Genomic DNA, 16,407 nt, shown 5'->3' on the forward strand with positions numbered 1-16,407 from the left:
AATAGCATTGTGCCTTAATTCATCGGCCGCTCGTATGAATAGATGAATGTATTGGCAAAGATCGTTTGCGGTCACGGCCAGGGTGCCCAATCCACGGCTGCAGAAACGAAAAAACCCGCATCGCTGCGGGTTTTCTTGGCACTGGCCGGAGGGATCAGATGACCTTGGCGGCCAGCTCGCCCTTGGCGTAGCGCAGGAACATGGCGTCCAGGGAGACCGGCTTGATCTTCGAGGCGTTGCCAGCGGTGCCGAAGGCTTCATAGCGGGCGATGCAGATGTCGCGCATGGCTTCGACGGTCTTGGCGAAGTACTTGCGAGGATCGAACTCGGACTTGTTCTGCTCCAGGAAGCGACGAATCGCACCGGTGGACGCCAAGCGCAGGTCGGTGTCGATGTTGACCTTGCGTACGCCGTGCTTGATGCCTTCGACGATCTCTTCGACCGGCACGCCGTAGGTCTCCTTGATGTCACCACCGAACTCGTTGATGATCGCCAGCCAGTCCTGGGGTACCGACGAAGAGCCGTGCATCACCAGGTGGGTGTCCGGGATGCGCTGGTGAATCGCCTTGATGCGGTCGATCGCCAGGATGTCGCCGGTCGGCGGCTTGGTGAACTTGTAGGCGCCGTGGCTGGTGCCGATGGCGATGGCCAGAGCGTCGACCTGGGTCTTCTTGACGAAGTCGGCGGCCTCTTCCGGGTCGGTCAGCATCTGGCTGTGGTCCAGGATGCCCTCGGCGCCGACGCCATCTTCTTCACCGGCCTGACCGGTTTCCAGGCTACCCAGGCAACCCAGTTCGCCTTCGACCGACACGCCACAGGCGTGGGCGAATGCCACGGTCTGCTGGGTCACGCGCACGTTGTACTCGTAGTCCGACGGGGTCTTGCCATCTTCGCGCAGCGAGCCGTCCATCATCACCGAGCTGAAACCCAGCTGGATGGAGCGCTGGCAGACGTCGGGGCTGGTACCGTGGTCCTGGTGCATGCACACCGGAATGTGCGGGAATTCTTCGATGGCCGCCAGGATCAGGTGACGCAGGAAGGGGGCACCGGCGTATTTGCGGGCACCGGCGGAAGCCTGGACGATGACCGGAGAGTCGGTCTTGTCGGCCGCTTCCATGATGGCGCGCATCTGCTCGAGGTTGTTGACGTTGAAAGCTGGGACGCCATAGCCGAACTCGGCGGCGTGGTCCAGCATCTGGCGCATGCTAATGAGTGCCATTGTGTATCTCTCTCCCGACAAGCGTCGTTGTTTCGTGCAAGCCTGCCGCAGGGGCGGTTGCTGTTCAAGTAGTGTGGACCGCCGTGGCGGACCGGCCAATCACGGCGCCTTGCAGCCCCGCCCAATCAGATCGTTGGTCGCTTCCCAGTACGCCAGGCCTTCGTCGCCCTTGATATGGAAGGCGAGCACGCCATCGCTGTACAACGCACCCGAGGCACCCGGCTCGCTCTTGAGCCGATAGACCTGCTCGGCGCCACCCAGGCGCACGTCCACCGTCTGCCGCGAGGCGTCGGCATAGCGCCACAGCACCTCGGCCTGACTGTCGCAGACCCAGCGCGTCCAGTTGTCCGCCGGAGCGGAAGACGGTTGCAGCAGCGAGCAACCGGCCAGTGACGCCAGGGCCAGTGCGGCCATCAACGCTTTCATCGCGTATCCTCGGTTCGGTCCCGTGGTGAGGCCATCGTCGCCAGGCCCATCCCCCGCAGGAGCGGGTTCGCTCGCGAACGCCTCACCACCGACCCATTGTTCAAGACCACAAAACGGCCCATCCGTTGCCCGCTACCCGATCAGGGGCAGCCGGGCGCCTGGCGCTGGTGCTCGTCATCGTACTTTTCCAGACCATCCGGCCCCAGGCGCTTGTTGATCACCGGAACCGTCTCGGCCTGCCACTGGGACTGGTAGCAGCCGCCCTTGGGCACGTCGGTCGGCTGGCTGTCCGCCGGCCGATCGCTCGAACAGGCGCCCAGCAGCGCGGCCAGGATCATCACAGGCAATTGCTTGACCATCAGGTCGCTCCCTTTGCCGGACGCCATGCCGATCAGCCCTTGGCCCGCTCTTCGAGCACCGCCACGGCAGGCAGCACCTTGCCCTCGACGAACTCGAGGAACGCGCCGCCACCGGTGGAAATGTAGGAGATCTGGTCGCCGACGCCGTATTTGTCGATGGCCGCCAAGGTGTCGCCGCCGCCGGCGATGGAGAACGCCGCGCTGTCGGCGATAGCCTTGGCCAGCACCTGGGTGCCGTTGCCGAACTGGTCGAACTCGAACACCCCGACCGGGCCGTTCCACAGAATGGTCTTCGACGACTTCAGCAGCTCGGCGAACTGCGCCGCGGTCTGCGGGCCGATGTCCAGGATCATGTCGTCGGCCGCCACGTCGGCGATGGCCTTGACGGTGGCCTCGGCGCTCTCGGCGAACTGCTTGGCGACCACCACGTCCACCGGCAGCGGCACGCTCACCTTGGCGGCGATGGCCTTGGCGGTGTCCACCAGGTCCGGCTCGTACAGCGACTTGCCGACCGGGTGACCGGCGGCGGCGAGGAAGGTGTTGGCGATGCCGCCGCCGACGATCAACTGGTCGCAGACGCCGGACAGGCTGTTGAGCACGTCGAGCTTGGTGGACACCTTGGAGCCGGCGACGATCGCCGCCATCGGCTTGGCCGGCGCCTTCAGCGCCTTGCCCAGGGCGTCCAGCTCGGCGGCCAGCAGCGGGCCGGCCGCCGCGACCTTGGCGAACTTGGCCACGCCGTGGGTGGAACCTTCGGCGCGGTGGGCGGTGCCGAAGGCGTCCATCACGAAGACGTCGCACAGGGCGGCATAGTTCTGCGCCAGCTCGTCGGCGTTCTTCTTCTCGCCCTTGTTGAAGCGCACGTTCTCGAACAGCACCAGGTCACCGGCCTTCACCTCGACACCGTCGAGGTAGTCCGCCACCAGCGGCACGTCGCGGCCCAGGGCCTTGCTCAGGTAGTCGGCCACCGGCTTGAGGCTGTTCTCCTGGGAGAACTCACCTTCGCTCGGACGCCCCAGGTGCGAGCAGACCATCACGGCCGCGCCCTTCTCCAGGGCCAGCTTGAGGGTCGGCAGCGCGGCCAGGATGCGCGCATCGCTGGTGACCACGCCGTCCTTCACGGGGACGTTGAGGTCTTCGCGGATCAATACGCGCTGACCTTGCAGGTCGAGGTCGGTCATCTTCAACACGGTCATGAATGCAGTCCTTCAGGGCTGTTTACGGCGGTTTTGTGGACGACGTGCAGGTAGTGTTCCGCGACGTCGAGCATACGGTTGGCGAAGCCCCATTCGTTGTCGAACCAGGCCAGCAGGTTCACCAGGCGCGGGCCGCTGACTCGGGTCTGGCTGGCATCGACGATGGCCGAATGCGGATCGTGGTTGAAATCGCAACTGGCATGGGGCAGCTCGGTATAGGCCAGCAGGCCCTTGAGCGGGCCGTCCAGCGCGGCGTCGCGCAGCACCCGGTTGACCTCGGCGGCATCGGTGTCGCGCGCGGTCTGCAGGGTGATGTCCAGGCACGACACGTTGACGGTCGGCACGCGTACCGCTTTGGCCTGGATTCGCCCGGCAAGTTCCGGCAGCAGGCGCTCGATGCCGCGGGCCAGGCCCGTGGACACCGGGATCACCGACTGGAAGGCCGAGCGCGTACGGCGCAGGTCCTCATGGTGGTAGGCGTCGATCACCGGCTGGTCGTTCATCGCCGAATGGATGGTGGTGATCTGCACGTACTCGATGCCGAACGCCTGGTCCAGCACGCGCAGCAACGGCACCCCGCAGTTGGTGGTGCACGAGGCGTTGGAGACCAACCGCTCCTGGCCGGTCAGGCCGTGCTGGTTGATGCCATACACCACCGTGGCGTCGACATCCGCCTCGCTGGCCATGGGCTGGGAAAACAGCACGCGGGGTGCGCCGGACTCGATGAAGCGCATGCCGTCGGCACGGGTGTGCCAGGCACCGGAGCATTCGAGCACCAGGTCCACGTCCAGGGCGGTCCAGTCGATGCCCTCGGGGGTGGCGCTGCGCAGCACCTTCACGCAGTCGCCATTGATGTGCAGGCAGTCACCCTCGACCCTGACCTCGCCCGGAAAGCGACCGTGGGTCGAGTCGAAGCGGGTCAGGTATTCCAGGCTGGCCTGGTCGGCCAGGTCGTTCAGCGCGACGATCTCGAAGCCGGCATTCGCCCCACGCTCGACCAGCGCGCGCAGGACGCAGCGGCCGATGCGGCCGTAACCGTTGAGTGCAACCTTGTAGGGACGAGCTTGGGTCATTCGCGACTCGCTAACGCATGATGGCCATCGGAGCCGCGACGCAGCCCATCGCGACACAAGGCCGCTTCCACAGGGCACGGAGCGAGCAGTGCCTTGTGGAAGCGGCCTTGTGTCGCGAAACGAGGGCATCGCCCTCGCTTCGCCCGGCAGGGATCAGTCTTCCAGCAGTTCCTCGGCGGTGCCCAGGATGTTCTCCAGGGTGAAGCCGAACTCCTCGAACAGCGCAGCGGCAGGGGCCGATTCGCCGTAGGTGGTCATGCCGATGACACGACCTTCGAGGCCGACGTACTTGTACCAGAAGTCGGCATGGGCCGCTTCGATGGCGATACGCGCCCCCACTTCCAGCGGCAGTACCGACTGCTTGTAGGCGGCGTCCTGGGCATCGAACACGCTGGTGCTCGGCATGGACACCACGCGCACCTGGCGACCCTGCGCGCTGAGCGCGTCGAAGGCCTGTACGGCCAGGCCCACTTCCGAACCCGTGGCGATCAGGATCAGTTCCGGCTCGCCGGCGCAGTCCTTGAGCACGTAGCCACCACGGGCGATGTCGGCGATCTGCTGGGCGCTGCGCGGCTGGTGCTGCAGGTTCTGACGCGAGAAGATCAGTGCCGATGGCCCGTCCTTGCGCTCCAGCGCGGCTTTCCAGGCCACCGCCGACTCGACCGCGTCGCCCGGACGCCAGGTGTCCAGGTTCGGCGTGGTGCGCAGGCTGGTCAGTTGCTCGATCGGCTGGTGGGTCGGACCGTCCTCGCCCAGACCGATGGAGTCGTGGGTATAGACGTGCACCACGCGCTGCTTCATCAGCGCCGACATGCGCACCGCGTTGCGCGCATATTCCATGAACATCAGGAAGGTCGCGCCATAGGGCAGCAGGCCGCCGTGCAGGGTCAGGCCGTTCATGATGGCGGTCATGCCGAACTCGCGCACGCCGTAGAACAGGTAGTTGCCGCTGGCATCGACGGCATCCACGCCCTTGCAGCCCTTCCACAGGGTGAGGTTGGAGCCGGCCAGGTCGGCCGAGCCACCGAGCAGTTCAGGCAGCAGCGGGCCGAAGGCGTTGAGGGTATTCTGGCTAGCCTTGCGGCTGGCGATGGTTTCACCCTTGGCGGCCACGTCCTCGATGTACTGCTGGGCTTTCTCGGCGAAGTCGGCTGGCAGCTCGCCGGCGGTGCGGCGCTGGAATTCGGCGGCCAGCTCCGGGAAGGCCTTGGCGTAGGCGTCGAAGCGCTGGTTCCACTCGGCTTCGGCCTGGGCACCGGCCTGCTTGGCATCCCACTCGGCATAGATGTCCGCAGGAATCTCGAACGGGCCGTGATTCCAGTTCAGCTGCTTGCGGGCCAGGGCGATTTCATCGGTGCCCAGTGGCGCGCCGTGGCTGTCTTCCTTGCCTTGCTTGTTCGGCGAGCCGAAGCCGATGATGGTCTTGCAGCAGATCAGCGTCGGACGGTCGCTTTTGCGCGCGGTCTCGATGGCGGTCTTGATCTCTTCGGCGTCGTGACCGTTGACGTTGCGGATCACCTGCCAGTTGTAGGCTTCGAAGCGTGCCGGGGTGTTGTCGGTGAACCAGCCATGGACTTCGCCATCGATGGAAATACCGTTGTCGTCGTAGAAGGCGATCAGCTTGTTCAGGCCCAGGGTGCCGGCCAGGGAAGCCACTTCATGGGAAATGCCTTCCATCATGCAGCCATCACCCATGAACACATAGGTATGGTGATCGACGATGGCGTGACCTTCGCGGTTGAACTGGGCGGCCATGATCTTTTCCGCCAGGGCGAAGCCCACGGCGTTGGCGATGCCCTGGCCGAGCGGGCCGGTGGTGGTCTCCACGCCCGGGGTGTAGCCGTGTTCGGGGTGACCCGGGGTGCGGCTGTGCAACTGGCGGAAGCCTTTGAGATCGTCGATCGACAGGTCGTAGCCGGTCAGGTGCAGCAGCGAGTAGATCAGCATCGAGCCGTGACCGTTGGACAGCACGAAGCGGTCACGGTCGGCGAAGCCCGGGTTGCTCGGGTTGTGCTTGAGAAAGTCGCGCCAAAGCACTTCGGCGATATCCGCCATGCCCATGGGGGCACCGGGATGGCCGCTGTTGGCCTTTTGCACGGCATCCATGCTGAGGGCACGAATGGCGTTGGCACGATCACGACGGCTGGGCATCGCTGGTCTCCTGAGGCTTGAAGAGGTGGTGTCACGAAAAAGACGGCCATTTTCCCCCACTGCGCGGCCAGGGGCAAACATTTCGAGCTTCGAGCGGCATGTGTAGGGTGGCAAACCCCCACCCTGCATTACCGCCTGTCGCCTGGCCTGGCGCCCGGGGCCGGTCGTTCTGAAGCACATCTCAATATCAAAACTTTTTGATATTGCACTTGCGAGCTCGGGTTGGCCTGACTAGACTCCCGCCCCATGAACCTTCAAGCGCCCGCCGCCCCTCATCGCAGCGAACAGCTCACCGCCCTGTGCAAGGCCGGTGGTGACCCGCTGCGCCTGAACGTGCTGCGCGCGCTGGCCAGCGATTCGTTCGGCGTGCTCGAACTGGCGCAGATCTTCGACATCGGCCAGTCGGGCATGAGCCATCATCTGAAGGTGCTGGCCCAGGCCGAGCTGGTGGCCACGCGCCGCGAAGGCAACGCGATCTTCTATCGCCGCGCCCTGCCGGACAGCCAGCGTCAGGGCGGACGCCTGCATTCGGCGCTGCTCGAGGAAGTCGACGGCCTTGCGCTGAGCCACGACGTGCAGGCGCGCATCGCCCAGGTGCAGCAGCGTCGTGCGGCCACCAGCCAGGATTTCTTCCTGCGCGTGGAGGAGAAATTCCGCGCCCAGCAGGACCTGATCGCCGGCTTGCCGCAATACCGCGAAAGCCTCCTGGCGCTGCTGGACAAACTGCACTTCGGTGCCCAAGCCTGCGCACTGGAAGTCGGCCCTGGTGACGGCGGTTTTCTTCCCGACCTGGCGCGCCGCTTCAACCACGTCACGGCGCTGGACAACAGCCCGACCATGCTCGAACTGGCCCGCCAGGTCTGCGAGCGCGAAGCCCTGGACAACGTCGACCTGCAACTGGCAGACGCTCTGGACAGCGCCCAGCCGCAGGCCGACTGCGTGGTGCTGAACATGGTCCTGCATCACTTCAGCGAACCGGCCGAGGCCTTGCGCCTGCTGGCCGGGCGGGTAAAGGCCGGTGGCAGCCTGCTGATCACCGAGCTGTGCAGCCATGACCAGGGCTGGGCCCGCCAGGCTTGCGGCGACCTCTGGCTGGGCTTCGAACAGGACGATCTGGCCCGCTGGGCCGCGTCCGCCGGGCTCACCCCTGGCGACAGCCTCTACGTAGGCTTGCGTAACGGTTTCCAGATCCAGGTCCGGCATTTCCAGCGGGCCGCTGGCGACATTCACATCGGTACATTCTAGGAACCCTTCGAGATGAGCGAATACTCCCTTTTCACCTCCGAGTCCGTGTCCGAAGGGCATCCGGACAAGATCGCCGACCAGATCTCCGATGCGGTCCTGGACGCGATCATCGCCCAGGACAAGTACGCCCGCGTGGCCTGTGAGACGTTGGTCAAGACCGGCGTGGCGATCATCGCCGGCGAAGTCACCACCTCGGCCTGGGTCGACCTGGAAGAGCTGGTGCGCAAGGTCATCATCGACATCGGCTACAACAGCTCCGACGTCGGCTTCGACGGGGCCACCTGCGCGGTGATGAACATCATCGGCAAGCAGTCGGTGGACATCGCCCAGGGCGTCGACCGCTCCAAGCCCGAAGACCAGGGCGCCGGCGACCAGGGCCTGATGTTCGGCTACGCCAGCAACGAGACCGACGTGCTCATGCCGGCGCCGATCTGCTTCTCCCATCGCCTGGTCGAGCGCCAGGCCGAAGCGCGCAAGTCCAGGCTGCTGCCCTGGCTGCGCCCGGATGCCAAGTCGCAGGTGACCTGCCGCTACGAGAACGGCAAGGTGGTGGGCATCGACGCGGTGGTGCTGTCGACCCAGCACAACCCGGAGGTCTCCCAGAAAGACCTGCAGGAAGCGGTGATGGAGCTGATCGTCAAGCACACCCTGCCGGCCGAACTGCTGCACAAGGGCACCCAGTTCCACATCAACCCCACCGGCAACTTCATCATCGGCGGCCCGGTGGGCGACTGCGGCCTGACCGGTCGCAAGATCATCGTCGACTCCTACGGCGGCATGGCCCGTCATGGTGGCGGCGCGTTCTCCGGCAAGGACCCGTCCAAGGTCGACCGTTCCGCGGCCTACGCCGGTCGCTACGTGGCCAAGAACATCGTCGCCGCGGGCCTGGCCGAGCGCTGCGAGATCCAGGTGTCCTACGCCATCGGCGTGGCCCAGCCGACCTCCATTTCGATCAACACCTTCGGCACCGGCAAGGTTTCCGATGAGAAGATCGTGCAACTGGTGCGCGAGTGCTTCGACCTGCGCCCGTACGCCATCACCAAGATGCTCGACCTGCTCCACCCGATGTACCAGGAAACCGCCGCCTACGGCCACTTCGGCCGCGAGCCGCAGCGCAAGACCGTGGGCGACGACACCTTCACCACCTTCACCTGGGAGCGCACCGACCGCGCCGCCGCCCTGCGCGACGCTGCCGGCCTGTAAACTCGCCTGCCGTGAACCGGCCCCTGCCGAGCGATCGGCAGGGGCTTTTTTATGTTCCGACAAGTCAGCTGAACCACAAATCACGTAGGCGCTTTCTGCATCTTTGCGTGAATACCGCCCGTGCGGTTTCCAAACGGGCAAAATCCGGGCAGGATTTCTTTTTTTGTCACCCCGCCCTGAAAAGAGGCTCCAGTTCATGAAATCAGTATCCACGCTCGTTCTGCTGGCCGCCCTCGGCCTGGCCACCGGCCCTCTCCAGGCCGCCGAGCCCGACGCCGGCCTGACCGGCTGCGCCGCCAAGCGCAGCGCCATCGAGAACCAGTTGAACGAAGCGCGCGCCCATCGCAACGCCGACCAGGCCGCCGGCCTGGAAAAGGCTCTGGCTGAAGTCACCGCCAATTGCACCGACAGCGGCCTGCGCAAGGAGCGCGAGCAGAAGGTGCTGGACGCCCGCCACGAAGTCGCCCAGCGCACCAAGGACCTGGACAAGGCCATGAAGAAAGGCGATTCGGAGAAGATCAACAAGCGCAAGGAGAAGCTCGCCGAGTCCAAGAAGGAACTTCAGGAAGCGGTGGACGAGCTCGAGCGCTGATCACCGCACTCGGAAGATCGCGGCTCAGTGCGTACGAAATTGCGCATGACAGGCCTGGCACGCCGCTTCGACACGGTCCATGGGCGGCTTGAGCGCCCCCTTGTCCAGCGGCGAGGCCGCCGTGACCTGCACCAGTTCACCGGTGGCGCGTTCCAGGTCGCGGGCCAGCGCCTCGAACTGCGCCTGACGCGCCCACACTTCCGGCCGCGCGCTGCTGTCACCGCCATCGCGCACCTTCGGGAAATGCGCCCAAGGCTGATGGGCCAGGGCGTCCAGACGCGCCGCGCCGTCCTTGAAGCCACTCGCCTGAAAAGGCAGGCGGCCGCGCAGCATGCCGCCCAGGTCTTCGCTGGTGCGCAGCATGTCCTTGAAGATCGCCTTGCGCTGCGCCAGGGGCGAGTTCGGGTCGACGCGCTCGCAGGCACAGAGTGCGAGGGTGGCGAGCAGCACTGCGGTCAATCGCTTGCACATCATGGTGACATCGGCCAAGGGAGTCGGGCGCGCAGTATCGCTGGCGCAGCGCAAAAGACCAATAGCCACACAAATCACAAGGACGAAAACCTGTCTTCGTCCCCCACAGGATCGTATTCATGAAGTCTGTTCTGCGCCCTCTCGCCTGGGCATTGCCCGCCCTGGCCGTGCTGGTCGGCTGCAACGGCGGCGACAGCGAAAAAACCCCACCCCAGCCCCATGCCATCGCCACCTACAATAGTGTCGACTGGAAGGACCTGCCCAGCGTCAGCGACGCGGATCTGCTGGCCGGCTTCCAGGCCTGGCGCACGGGTTGCCAGAAGCTCGTCCGCGATCCGGTATGGGCGGCGACCTGCCAGGGTGCGGCCACGGTGCCGGCCGATCCGACCCAGGTGCGTGCGTTTCTCCAGCAGAACCTGCAGGCCTACGGTCTGCGTTCGGCGCAGAACGACGCCAACGGCCTGATCACCGGCTACTACGAGCCGGTGTACCCCGGCAGCCTGACGCGCACCGACAAGGCCACGGTGCCGGTCTACGGCCCGCCCGAGGACATGGTCGTGGTCGACCTGGCCAGCGTCTATCCCGAACTCAAGGGCAAGCGCCTGCGCGGTCGGGTCGAGGGCCGGGTGCTCAAGCCCTACGACACGGCCGAGACCATCTACCGAGACGGCGCCAAGGCGCCGGTACTGGCCTGGCTGACCGATCCCATGGACTTGCAGTTCCTGCAGATCCAGGGTTCGGGGCGCGTGCAACTGCAGGACGGCCGACAACTGCGCTTGGGCTATGCCGACCAGAACGGCCACCCGTACCGACCGATCGGCCGCTGGCTGGTGGAGCAGGGTCAGCTGAAGACAGAAGACGTGACCATGGGCAGCATCCACGCCTGGGCCGAGGCCAACCCGCAGCGGGTGCCCGAACTGCTGGCGAGCAATCCCAGCTATGTGTTCTTCGCCGCAGGACCCGACAGCACCGAGGGGCCACGGGGTTCGCTCAACGTGCCACTGACCGCCGGCTACAGCGTGGCCATCGACCGCAAGGTCATCCCGCTCGGCAGCCTGCTCTGGCTGTCCACCACGCGGCCGGACGGCACGCCGGTGGTGCGCCCGGTGGGCGCCCAGGACACTGGCGGCGCCATCACCGGAGAAGTGCGTGCGGACCTGTTCTGGGGCACCGGCGCAGAGGCTGGCGAATTGGCCGGCAACATGAAGCAGCAGGGGCAGGTCTGGATGCTGTGGCCCAAGGGCGCGGCCTTGCCTGAAGTGCCCAAGGTGCCGTGAATCCGCTGGTCCAGGCTGCGGGTCACCCGCGGCCTGGACGAGCAGGCGTCACACCGACACCACGAAGAACGACACGATCAACGCCAGCCCGATGAACCACACCAGCGAGCGCATCGCGGCCCAATCGGCCAGGTAGCAGATGATGTACAGCAGCCGACTGGTGATGTACATCACCGCCAGCACGTCCTGGGTCACCTGCTCGGCGTTGCCCACCAGATCGGCCACCAGCACCGCGGCCGCGAACGCCGGGAAGGCTTCGTAGCCATTCTGCTGCGCCGCGTGGGCACGCCGCGGCAGGCCCGAGAGAGTGTCGAGGAAGGCGCGCGGGTCGCGGTTGGCGCCCATGCCGAAGCGGCCACTGGCGAGTTTGGCGATCAGGGCGCACAGCGGCGGCAGAAACAGGGCGATCAGGATGCACCATAAGGCGACGGTCATGCTCAGGCTCCTCGAGGATTGACGATCAGAGCGTGATCGCCGGCATGCCTGCCGGGACCTGCCCGCAAGCTAGGAGTCTCGCGCCGGGCAAAGGTTTCTTGCAGCCGCCGCGCCTCTGCCGCGAGCCTGGGTCAGTGCCGCTGGATGTGCCTGATCGTCGGCCGCGCCCGGGCCAGGCGTGACCTGGGCGTCGAGAGCAGGCCGATTCGCCCTGGAGATGAACGACGCCGAGAATTCTGGTCATAAGGTGTGTCCCGATCGCAGTTTCAGGCCATCAAAGAACTGCACGAACCCTTCGGGTACGATTTGGAAGCCATCGCCACAGGACTCAGGATGCTTGAATTAGTTGCCGCGTTCATCTGCCTCACCACCCTCCTCACCTATGTGAACTACCGCTTCATCGGCCTGCCGCCGGCGATCGGCGTGATGGTCACCGCCCTGCTGTTCTCGCTGATCCTCCAGGGCCTGAGCCTGATCGGCTTCCCGGGCCTGGAAGAACGGGTCGAAGGTCTGATGAACCAGATCGACTTCAACGACCTGCTGATGCACTGGATGCTGTCGTTCCTGCTGTTCGCCGGCGCCCTGCACGTCAACCTGGGCGACCTGCGCAGCTACCGCTGGCCGATCGGCCTGCTGGCCACGCTCGGTGTGCTGATCGCCACCTTCGTGATCGGCTACCTGGCGCACTGGGTGTTCGCGATGTTCGGCTGGCAGGTGCCGCTGATCTATTGCCTGCTGTTCGGCGCCCTGATCTCGCCCACCGACCCCATCGCGGTCCTGGGCGCGTTGCGTACCGCCAATGCACCGAAGCCCCTGAAGACCACCATCGTCGGCGAGTCGCTGTTCAACGATGGCACCGCCGTGGTGGTGTTCACCGTGCTGCTGGGCATCATCGAGCTGGGCGAAACCCCGAGCCTGTCGGACACAGCCCTGCTGTTCGCTCGCGAAGCCCTGGGCGGCGTGCTGTTCGGCGGCCTGATCGGGTACGCCACCTATCGCATGATCAAGGGCATCGAGCAGTACCAGGTTGAGGTCATGCTGACCCTGGCACTGGTGATCGGCGGCTCGGCCATGTGCTACGAGCTGCACGTCTCGGCTCCCATCGCCATGGTGGTCGCCGGCCTGATCATCGGCAACCTGGGGCGCAACCTGGCGATGAACGACATGACCCGCCGCTACATGGACGGCTTCTGGGAGCTGATCGACGACATGCTCAACGCCCTGCTGTTCGCCCTGATCGGCCTGGAGCTGTTGCTGCTGCCCTTCAACTGGCTGCACCTGGCGGCGGGCAGCGTCCTGGCGATCGCGGTGCTCGCCTCGCGCCTGCTGACGGTGGCGCCGGCCATCCTGCTGCTGCGCCGCTGGCGCGAGGTGCCGCGCGGTACCGTGCGGGTGCTGACCTGGGGCGGACTGCGCGGTGGCGTTTCAGTGGCCCTGGCGTTGTCGCTGCCGATGGGCGAGGAGCGCGACCTGCTGCTGTCGATCACCTACATCGTGGTGCTGTCGTCGATCCTGGTGCAGGGCCTGACCGTCGGCAAGGTGGTGCGTCGGGTCAGCGCCCAGCCGTGACGCGAGCGGGGCTGGCGTCACAGCCCCTGGGCCTCACTCCTCGGCGGAGTCCGGGAACTGATCGGCGATGTACTTGATCCGGGTCTGTCCATGGGGCGCGGGCAGCCCGTCCTCGCCGAGGTTGACGAACACGATGCGGTCCACGGTGAGCACGCTCTTGCGGGTGATCTTGTTGCGCACTTCGCACTTGAGGGTGATGGAGGTGCGCCCGAACTCGGTCGCGGTGATGCCCAGCTCGATGATCTCGCCCTGGCGCGAAGCGCTGACGAAGTTGATCTCGGAAATGTACTTGGTCACCACTCGCTGGTTGCCCAGCTGGACGATGGCGTAGATCGCCGCCTCCTCATCGATCCAGCGCAGCAGGCTGCCGCCGAAGAGGGTGCCGTTGGCGTTGAGATCCTCGGGCTTAACCCATTTGCGTGTATGAAAGTTCATCACTACTCCTCAGATGCGTGACTGGCGTATCGGCATGATGGCAGAGCGGCCAGCCGGCCTCCACCGACCATCGTCTATCGACACCATTAATCGACAGAAAGTCTTGGGCGTGTCACACGGGCGCGGCTATAATCTGCACGTTTTCAAATGGCCACCCGCTGCGGTGGTCATCCCGCCACCCGTCCGAGGGGCGCTGCAGCAGGTTGTTCCTGTCAGGCTCGGACGGGGCGTTGTCCGCTCCCGCGGACGCTCAACGCACAACGGCGCCCATTCGCACACTACGAATGGAGGCTCTTCATGAGCGCTGTAAACACGCCTGCCGGTTTTTCCGATTTCAAGGTCGCCGACATTTCCCTGGCCGACTGGGGTCGCAAGGAAGTCATCATCGCCGAGTCGGAGATGCCCGCACTGATGGGGCTGCGCCGCAAGTACCAGTCCGAGCAACCGCTCAAGGGCGCGCGTATCCTGGGCTGCATCCACATGACCATCCAGACCGCCGTGCTCATCGAGACCCTGGTCGCCCTGGGCGCCGAAGTGCGCTGGTCGTCCTGCAACATCTTCTCCACCCAGGACCAGGCCGCCGCCGCCATCGCCGCTGCCGGCATCCCCGTCTTCGCCTGGAAGGGCGAGACCGAGCAGGAATACGAGTGGTGCATCGAGCAGACCATCCTCAAGGACGGCCAGCCATGGGACGCCAACATGGTGCTGGACGACGGCGGTGACCTGACCGAAATCCTGCACAAGAAATACCCGGCCATGCTCGAGAAGATCCATGGCGTGACCGAAGAGACCACCACCGGCGTGCACCGCCTGCTGGACATGCTGGCCAAGGGCGAGCTGAAGGTTCCGGCCATCAACGTCAACGACTCGGTCACCAAGAGCAAGAACGACAACAAGTACGGTTGCCGTCACAGCCTCAACGATGCCATCAAGCGCGGCACCGACCACCTGCTGTCGGGCAAGCAGGCCCTGGTGATCGGCTACGGTGACGTGGGCAAGGGCTCGGCCCAGTCGCTGCGTCAGGAGGGCATGATCGTCAAGGTCACCGAAGTCGACCCGATCTGCGCCATGCAGGCGTGCATGGACGGCTTCGAAGTGGTCTCGCCGTTCAAGGACGGCATCAATACGGGCACCGAAGCGGGCGTCAACAAGGACCTGCTGGGGCGCATCGACCTGATCGTCACCACCACCGGCAACGTCAACGTGTGCGATGCCAACATGCTCAAGGCCCTGAAGAAGCGCGCCGTGGTGTGCAACATCGGTCACTTCGACAACGAGATCGACACCGCCTTCATGCGCAAGAACTGGGCGTGGGAAGAGGTCAAGCCGCAGGTCCACAAGATCCACCGTACCGGCACCGGCGTGTTCGATCCGCAGAACGACGACTACCTGATCCTGCTGGCCGAAGGCCGCCTGGTGAACCTGGGCAACGCCACCGGCCACCCGAGCCGGATCATGGACGGCTCGTTCGCCAACCAGGTGCTGGCGCAGATCTTCCTGTTCGAGCAGAAGTTCGCCGACCTGAACAGCGAGAAGAAGGCCCAGCGCCTGACCGTCGAAGTGCTGCCCAAGAAGCTCGACGAGGAAGTGGCCCTGGAAATGGTCCGCGGCTTCGGCGGCGTCGTCACTCAGCTGACCCCGCAGCAGGCCGAGTACATCGGCGTGACCGTCGAAGGCCCGTTCAAGCCGGACGCCTACCGCTACTAAGCGGCCAGCCTCGGGCGTCAGGCGGCAGGCAGGGGCGGTATGCGCCTGCCGCTGCGGCGCTCGAGGCTCGATCATGCCCCGCCAGGTCGGCCATCACCGACCTGGCGTCCACTTGCAGCTCCAAGCGCGACGCTTGAAGCTGAGGAGCGAGAGATGTCACAGGAACGCCGCTACAGTTTCGAGTTCTTCCCGACCAAGACCGATGCCGGACATGAAAAGCTCATGAGCGTGGCTCGCGAGCTGGCCGGCTACAATCCCGATTTCTTCTCCTGCACCTATGGTGCCGGAGGCTCGACCCGCGACCGCACGCTCAATACCGTGCTGCAGCTGGAGAACGACGTGAAGGTGCCTGCGGCACCCCATCTGTCGTGCGTCGGCGACAGCAAGGCCGAGCTGCGCGCGCTGATCGCCCAGTACAAGGCCGCCGGCATCAGGCGCATCGTCGCCCTGCGTGGCGACCTGCCTTCGGGTATGGGCATGGCCAGTGGCGAGCTGCGCCATGCCAGCGACCTTGTCGAGTTCATTCGCCAGGAAAGCGCCGATCATTTCCATCTGGAAGTGGCCGCCTACCCGGAAATGCACCCCCAGGCGCGCAACTTCGAGGACGACCTGGCCAACTTCGTGCACAAGGTCAAGGCCGGTGCCGACAGCGCCATCACCCAGTATTTCTTCAACGCCGACAGCTACTTCTACTTCGTCGAGCGCGTGCAGAAGCTGGGCGTGGACATTCCGATCGTGCCGGGCATCATGCCCATCACCAACTACAGCAAGCTGGCGCGCTTCTCCGATGCCTGCGGTGCGGAGATCCCGCGCTGGATTCGCAAGCAACTGGAGGCCTACGCCGACGACAATGCCAGCATCCAGGCATTCGGCGAAGAGGTGATCACCACGATGTGCGACACGCTGCTGCAGGGCGGCGCGCCAGGGTTGCACTTCTACACCCTGAACCAGGCCGAGCCAAGCCTGGCCGTGTGGCGCAACCTCCAGCTGCCACGCTGAAACCTGCGGATAACATCGTTGTCACCAAGGTTCAGGGTTCCCGATGTAGA

Annotated in this window: 16 protein-coding genes and 1 riboswitch; of the genes, 7 read left to right on the forward strand and 9 right to left on the reverse strand. The window is 65.3% G+C overall.

What is annotated here, in order from left to right:
• Positions 1-154: 154 nt before the first annotated feature.
• The 6 genes from fba to tkt all read right to left on the reverse strand — a co-directional run bounded on the left by fba (position 155) and on the right by tkt (position 6,424).
• Positions 155-1,219, reverse strand: a complete 1,065-nt coding sequence (gene fba, locus IAE34_RS05520; protein ID WP_200137853.1) for a class II fructose-bisphosphate aldolase — start codon at positions 1,217-1,219, stop codon at positions 155-157.
• 99 nt (positions 1,220-1,318) lie between these two features.
• Complete coding sequence (locus IAE34_RS05525) at positions 1,319-1,645, reverse strand: MliC family protein (RefSeq protein WP_200137854.1); 327 nt, start codon at positions 1,643-1,645, stop codon at positions 1,319-1,321.
• A gap of 140 nt (positions 1,646-1,785) precedes the next feature.
• The gene (locus IAE34_RS05530; protein ID WP_200137855.1) at positions 1,786-2,004 is read right to left on the reverse strand and encodes a hypothetical protein; all 219 of its coding nucleotides are present in this window, start codon (positions 2,002-2,004) and stop codon (positions 1,786-1,788) included.
• 32 nt (positions 2,005-2,036) lie between these two features.
• The gene (locus IAE34_RS05535; RefSeq protein ID WP_200137856.1) at positions 2,037-3,200 is read right to left on the reverse strand and encodes a phosphoglycerate kinase; all 1,164 of its coding nucleotides are present in this window, start codon (positions 3,198-3,200) and stop codon (positions 2,037-2,039) included.
• On the reverse strand, positions 3,197-4,273 hold the full coding sequence (epd, locus tag IAE34_RS05540; protein ID WP_200137857.1) for an erythrose-4-phosphate dehydrogenase: 1,077 nt from the start codon (positions 4,271-4,273) through the stop codon (positions 3,197-3,199). Before epd ends, IAE34_RS05535 begins: the two co-directional genes overlap by 4 nt.
• A 153-nt stretch (positions 4,274-4,426) precedes the next feature.
• Positions 4,427-6,424, reverse strand: coding sequence for a transketolase (tkt, locus tag IAE34_RS05545; protein ID WP_200137858.1), 1,998 nt, complete (start codon positions 6,422-6,424; stop codon positions 4,427-4,429).
• Between the two features lie 246 nt (positions 6,425-6,670).
• Here tkt and IAE34_RS05550 point away from each other — a divergent pair, with 246 nt between their 5' ends.
• From IAE34_RS05550 to IAE34_RS05560, 3 genes are all read left to right on the forward strand, one after another.
• On the forward strand, positions 6,671-7,669 hold the full coding sequence (locus IAE34_RS05550) for a metalloregulator ArsR/SmtB family transcription factor (protein WP_200137859.1): 999 nt from the start codon (positions 6,671-6,673) through the stop codon (positions 7,667-7,669).
• Positions 7,670-7,681: 12 nt separating this feature from the next.
• Entirely contained in the window at positions 7,682-8,872 is a 1,191-nt protein-coding gene (gene metK, locus IAE34_RS05555; RefSeq protein ID WP_200137860.1) for a methionine adenosyltransferase, read from the forward strand.
• A 196-nt stretch (positions 8,873-9,068) separates the two neighbouring features.
• Entirely contained in the window at positions 9,069-9,464 is a 396-nt protein-coding gene (locus IAE34_RS05560; protein ID WP_200137861.1) for a DUF1090 domain-containing protein, read from the forward strand.
• A gap of 24 nt (positions 9,465-9,488) precedes the next feature.
• Here IAE34_RS05560 and IAE34_RS05565 read toward each other — a convergent pair whose 3' ends face one another.
• Positions 9,489-9,935 carry a c-type cytochrome gene (locus IAE34_RS05565; RefSeq protein WP_200137954.1) on the reverse strand — a complete coding sequence of 149 codons (447 nt, stop codon included), beginning with the start codon at positions 9,933-9,935 and terminating at the stop codon, positions 9,489-9,491.
• Between the two features lie 119 nt (positions 9,936-10,054).
• Between IAE34_RS05565 and mltA the strand changes: the two genes are divergently transcribed.
• Positions 10,055-11,212, forward strand: a complete 1,158-nt coding sequence (gene mltA, locus IAE34_RS05570; protein WP_200137862.1) for a murein transglycosylase A — start codon at positions 10,055-10,057, stop codon at positions 11,210-11,212.
• A 48-nt stretch (positions 11,213-11,260) separates the two neighbouring features.
• On the opposite strand, the gene IAE34_RS05575 is transcribed toward mltA, so the two are convergent.
• The gene (locus IAE34_RS05575) at positions 11,261-11,647 is read right to left on the reverse strand and encodes an MAPEG family protein (RefSeq protein ID WP_200137863.1); all 387 of its coding nucleotides are present in this window, start codon (positions 11,645-11,647) and stop codon (positions 11,261-11,263) included.
• 333 nt (positions 11,648-11,980) lie between these two features.
• On the opposite strand from IAE34_RS05575, the gene IAE34_RS05580 reads away from it, so the two are divergent.
• Complete coding sequence (locus IAE34_RS05580) at positions 11,981-13,216, forward strand: cation:proton antiporter (RefSeq protein ID WP_200137864.1); 1,236 nt, start codon at positions 11,981-11,983, stop codon at positions 13,214-13,216.
• Positions 13,217-13,249: 33 nt separating this feature from the next.
• On the opposite strand, the gene IAE34_RS05585 is transcribed toward IAE34_RS05580, so the two are convergent.
• The gene (locus IAE34_RS05585; RefSeq protein ID WP_200137865.1) at positions 13,250-13,651 is read right to left on the reverse strand and encodes an acyl-CoA thioesterase; all 402 of its coding nucleotides are present in this window, start codon (positions 13,649-13,651) and stop codon (positions 13,250-13,252) included.
• A 179-nt stretch (positions 13,652-13,830) separates the two neighbouring features.
• A riboswitch (S-adenosyl-L-homocysteine riboswitch) is annotated at positions 13,831-13,927 on the forward strand.
• Positions 13,928-13,948: 21 nt separating this feature from the next.
• On the opposite strand from IAE34_RS05585, the gene ahcY reads away from it, so the two are divergent.
• Both ahcY and metF read left to right on the forward strand, forming a co-directional pair.
• Entirely contained in the window at positions 13,949-15,358 is a 1,410-nt protein-coding gene (ahcY, locus tag IAE34_RS05590; RefSeq protein ID WP_200137866.1) for an adenosylhomocysteinase, read from the forward strand.
• Between the two features lie 153 nt (positions 15,359-15,511).
• Positions 15,512-16,357 (forward strand): methylenetetrahydrofolate reductase [NAD(P)H], encoded by an 846-nt coding sequence (gene metF / locus IAE34_RS05595; protein ID WP_200137867.1) that lies wholly within the window; start codon positions 15,512-15,514, stop codon positions 16,355-16,357.
• The last annotated feature ends 50 nt before the right edge of the window (positions 16,358-16,407 follow it).

Source organism: Pseudomonas sp. S30, from assembly GCF_016518545.1.
GTDB lineage: Bacteria > Pseudomonadota > Gammaproteobacteria > Pseudomonadales > Pseudomonadaceae > Aquipseudomonas.

Excerpts from the sequence above, each read along its gene's own strand:
- fba (WP_200137853.1), bottom strand. The coding sequence starts at position 1,219 with ATGGCACTCATTAGCATGCGCCAGATGCTGGACCACGCCGCCGAGTTC.
- IAE34_RS05525 (WP_200137854.1), bottom strand. The coding sequence starts at position 1,645 with ATGAAAGCGTTGATGGCCGCACTGGCCCTGGCGTCACTGGCCGGTTGC.
- IAE34_RS05530 (WP_200137855.1), bottom strand. The coding sequence starts at position 2,004 with ATGGTCAAGCAATTGCCTGTGATGATCCTGGCCGCGCTGCTGGGCGCC.
- IAE34_RS05535 (WP_200137856.1), bottom strand. The coding sequence starts at position 3,200 with ATGACCGTGTTGAAGATGACCGACCTCGACCTGCAAGGTCAGCGCGTA.
- epd (WP_200137857.1), bottom strand. The coding sequence starts at position 4,273 with ATGACCCAAGCTCGTCCCTACAAGGTTGCACTCAACGGTTACGGCCGC.
- tkt (WP_200137858.1), bottom strand. The coding sequence starts at position 6,424 with ATGCCCAGCCGTCGTGATCGTGCCAACGCCATTCGTGCCCTCAGCATG.
- IAE34_RS05550 (WP_200137859.1), top strand. The coding sequence starts at position 6,671 with ATGAACCTTCAAGCGCCCGCCGCCCCTCATCGCAGCGAACAGCTCACC.
- metK (WP_200137860.1), top strand. The coding sequence starts at position 7,682 with ATGAGCGAATACTCCCTTTTCACCTCCGAGTCCGTGTCCGAAGGGCAT.
- IAE34_RS05560 (WP_200137861.1), top strand. The coding sequence starts at position 9,069 with ATGAAATCAGTATCCACGCTCGTTCTGCTGGCCGCCCTCGGCCTGGCC.
- IAE34_RS05565 (WP_200137954.1), bottom strand. The coding sequence starts at position 9,935 with ATGTGCAAGCGATTGACCGCAGTGCTGCTCGCCACCCTCGCACTCTGT.
- mltA (WP_200137862.1), top strand. The coding sequence starts at position 10,055 with ATGAAGTCTGTTCTGCGCCCTCTCGCCTGGGCATTGCCCGCCCTGGCC.
- IAE34_RS05575 (WP_200137863.1), bottom strand. The coding sequence starts at position 11,647 with ATGACCGTCGCCTTATGGTGCATCCTGATCGCCCTGTTTCTGCCGCCG.
- IAE34_RS05580 (WP_200137864.1), top strand. The coding sequence starts at position 11,981 with ATGCTTGAATTAGTTGCCGCGTTCATCTGCCTCACCACCCTCCTCACC.
- IAE34_RS05585 (WP_200137865.1), bottom strand. The coding sequence starts at position 13,651 with ATGAACTTTCATACACGCAAATGGGTTAAGCCCGAGGATCTCAACGCC.
- ahcY (WP_200137866.1), top strand. The coding sequence starts at position 13,949 with ATGAGCGCTGTAAACACGCCTGCCGGTTTTTCCGATTTCAAGGTCGCC.
- metF (WP_200137867.1), top strand. The coding sequence starts at position 15,512 with ATGTCACAGGAACGCCGCTACAGTTTCGAGTTCTTCCCGACCAAGACC.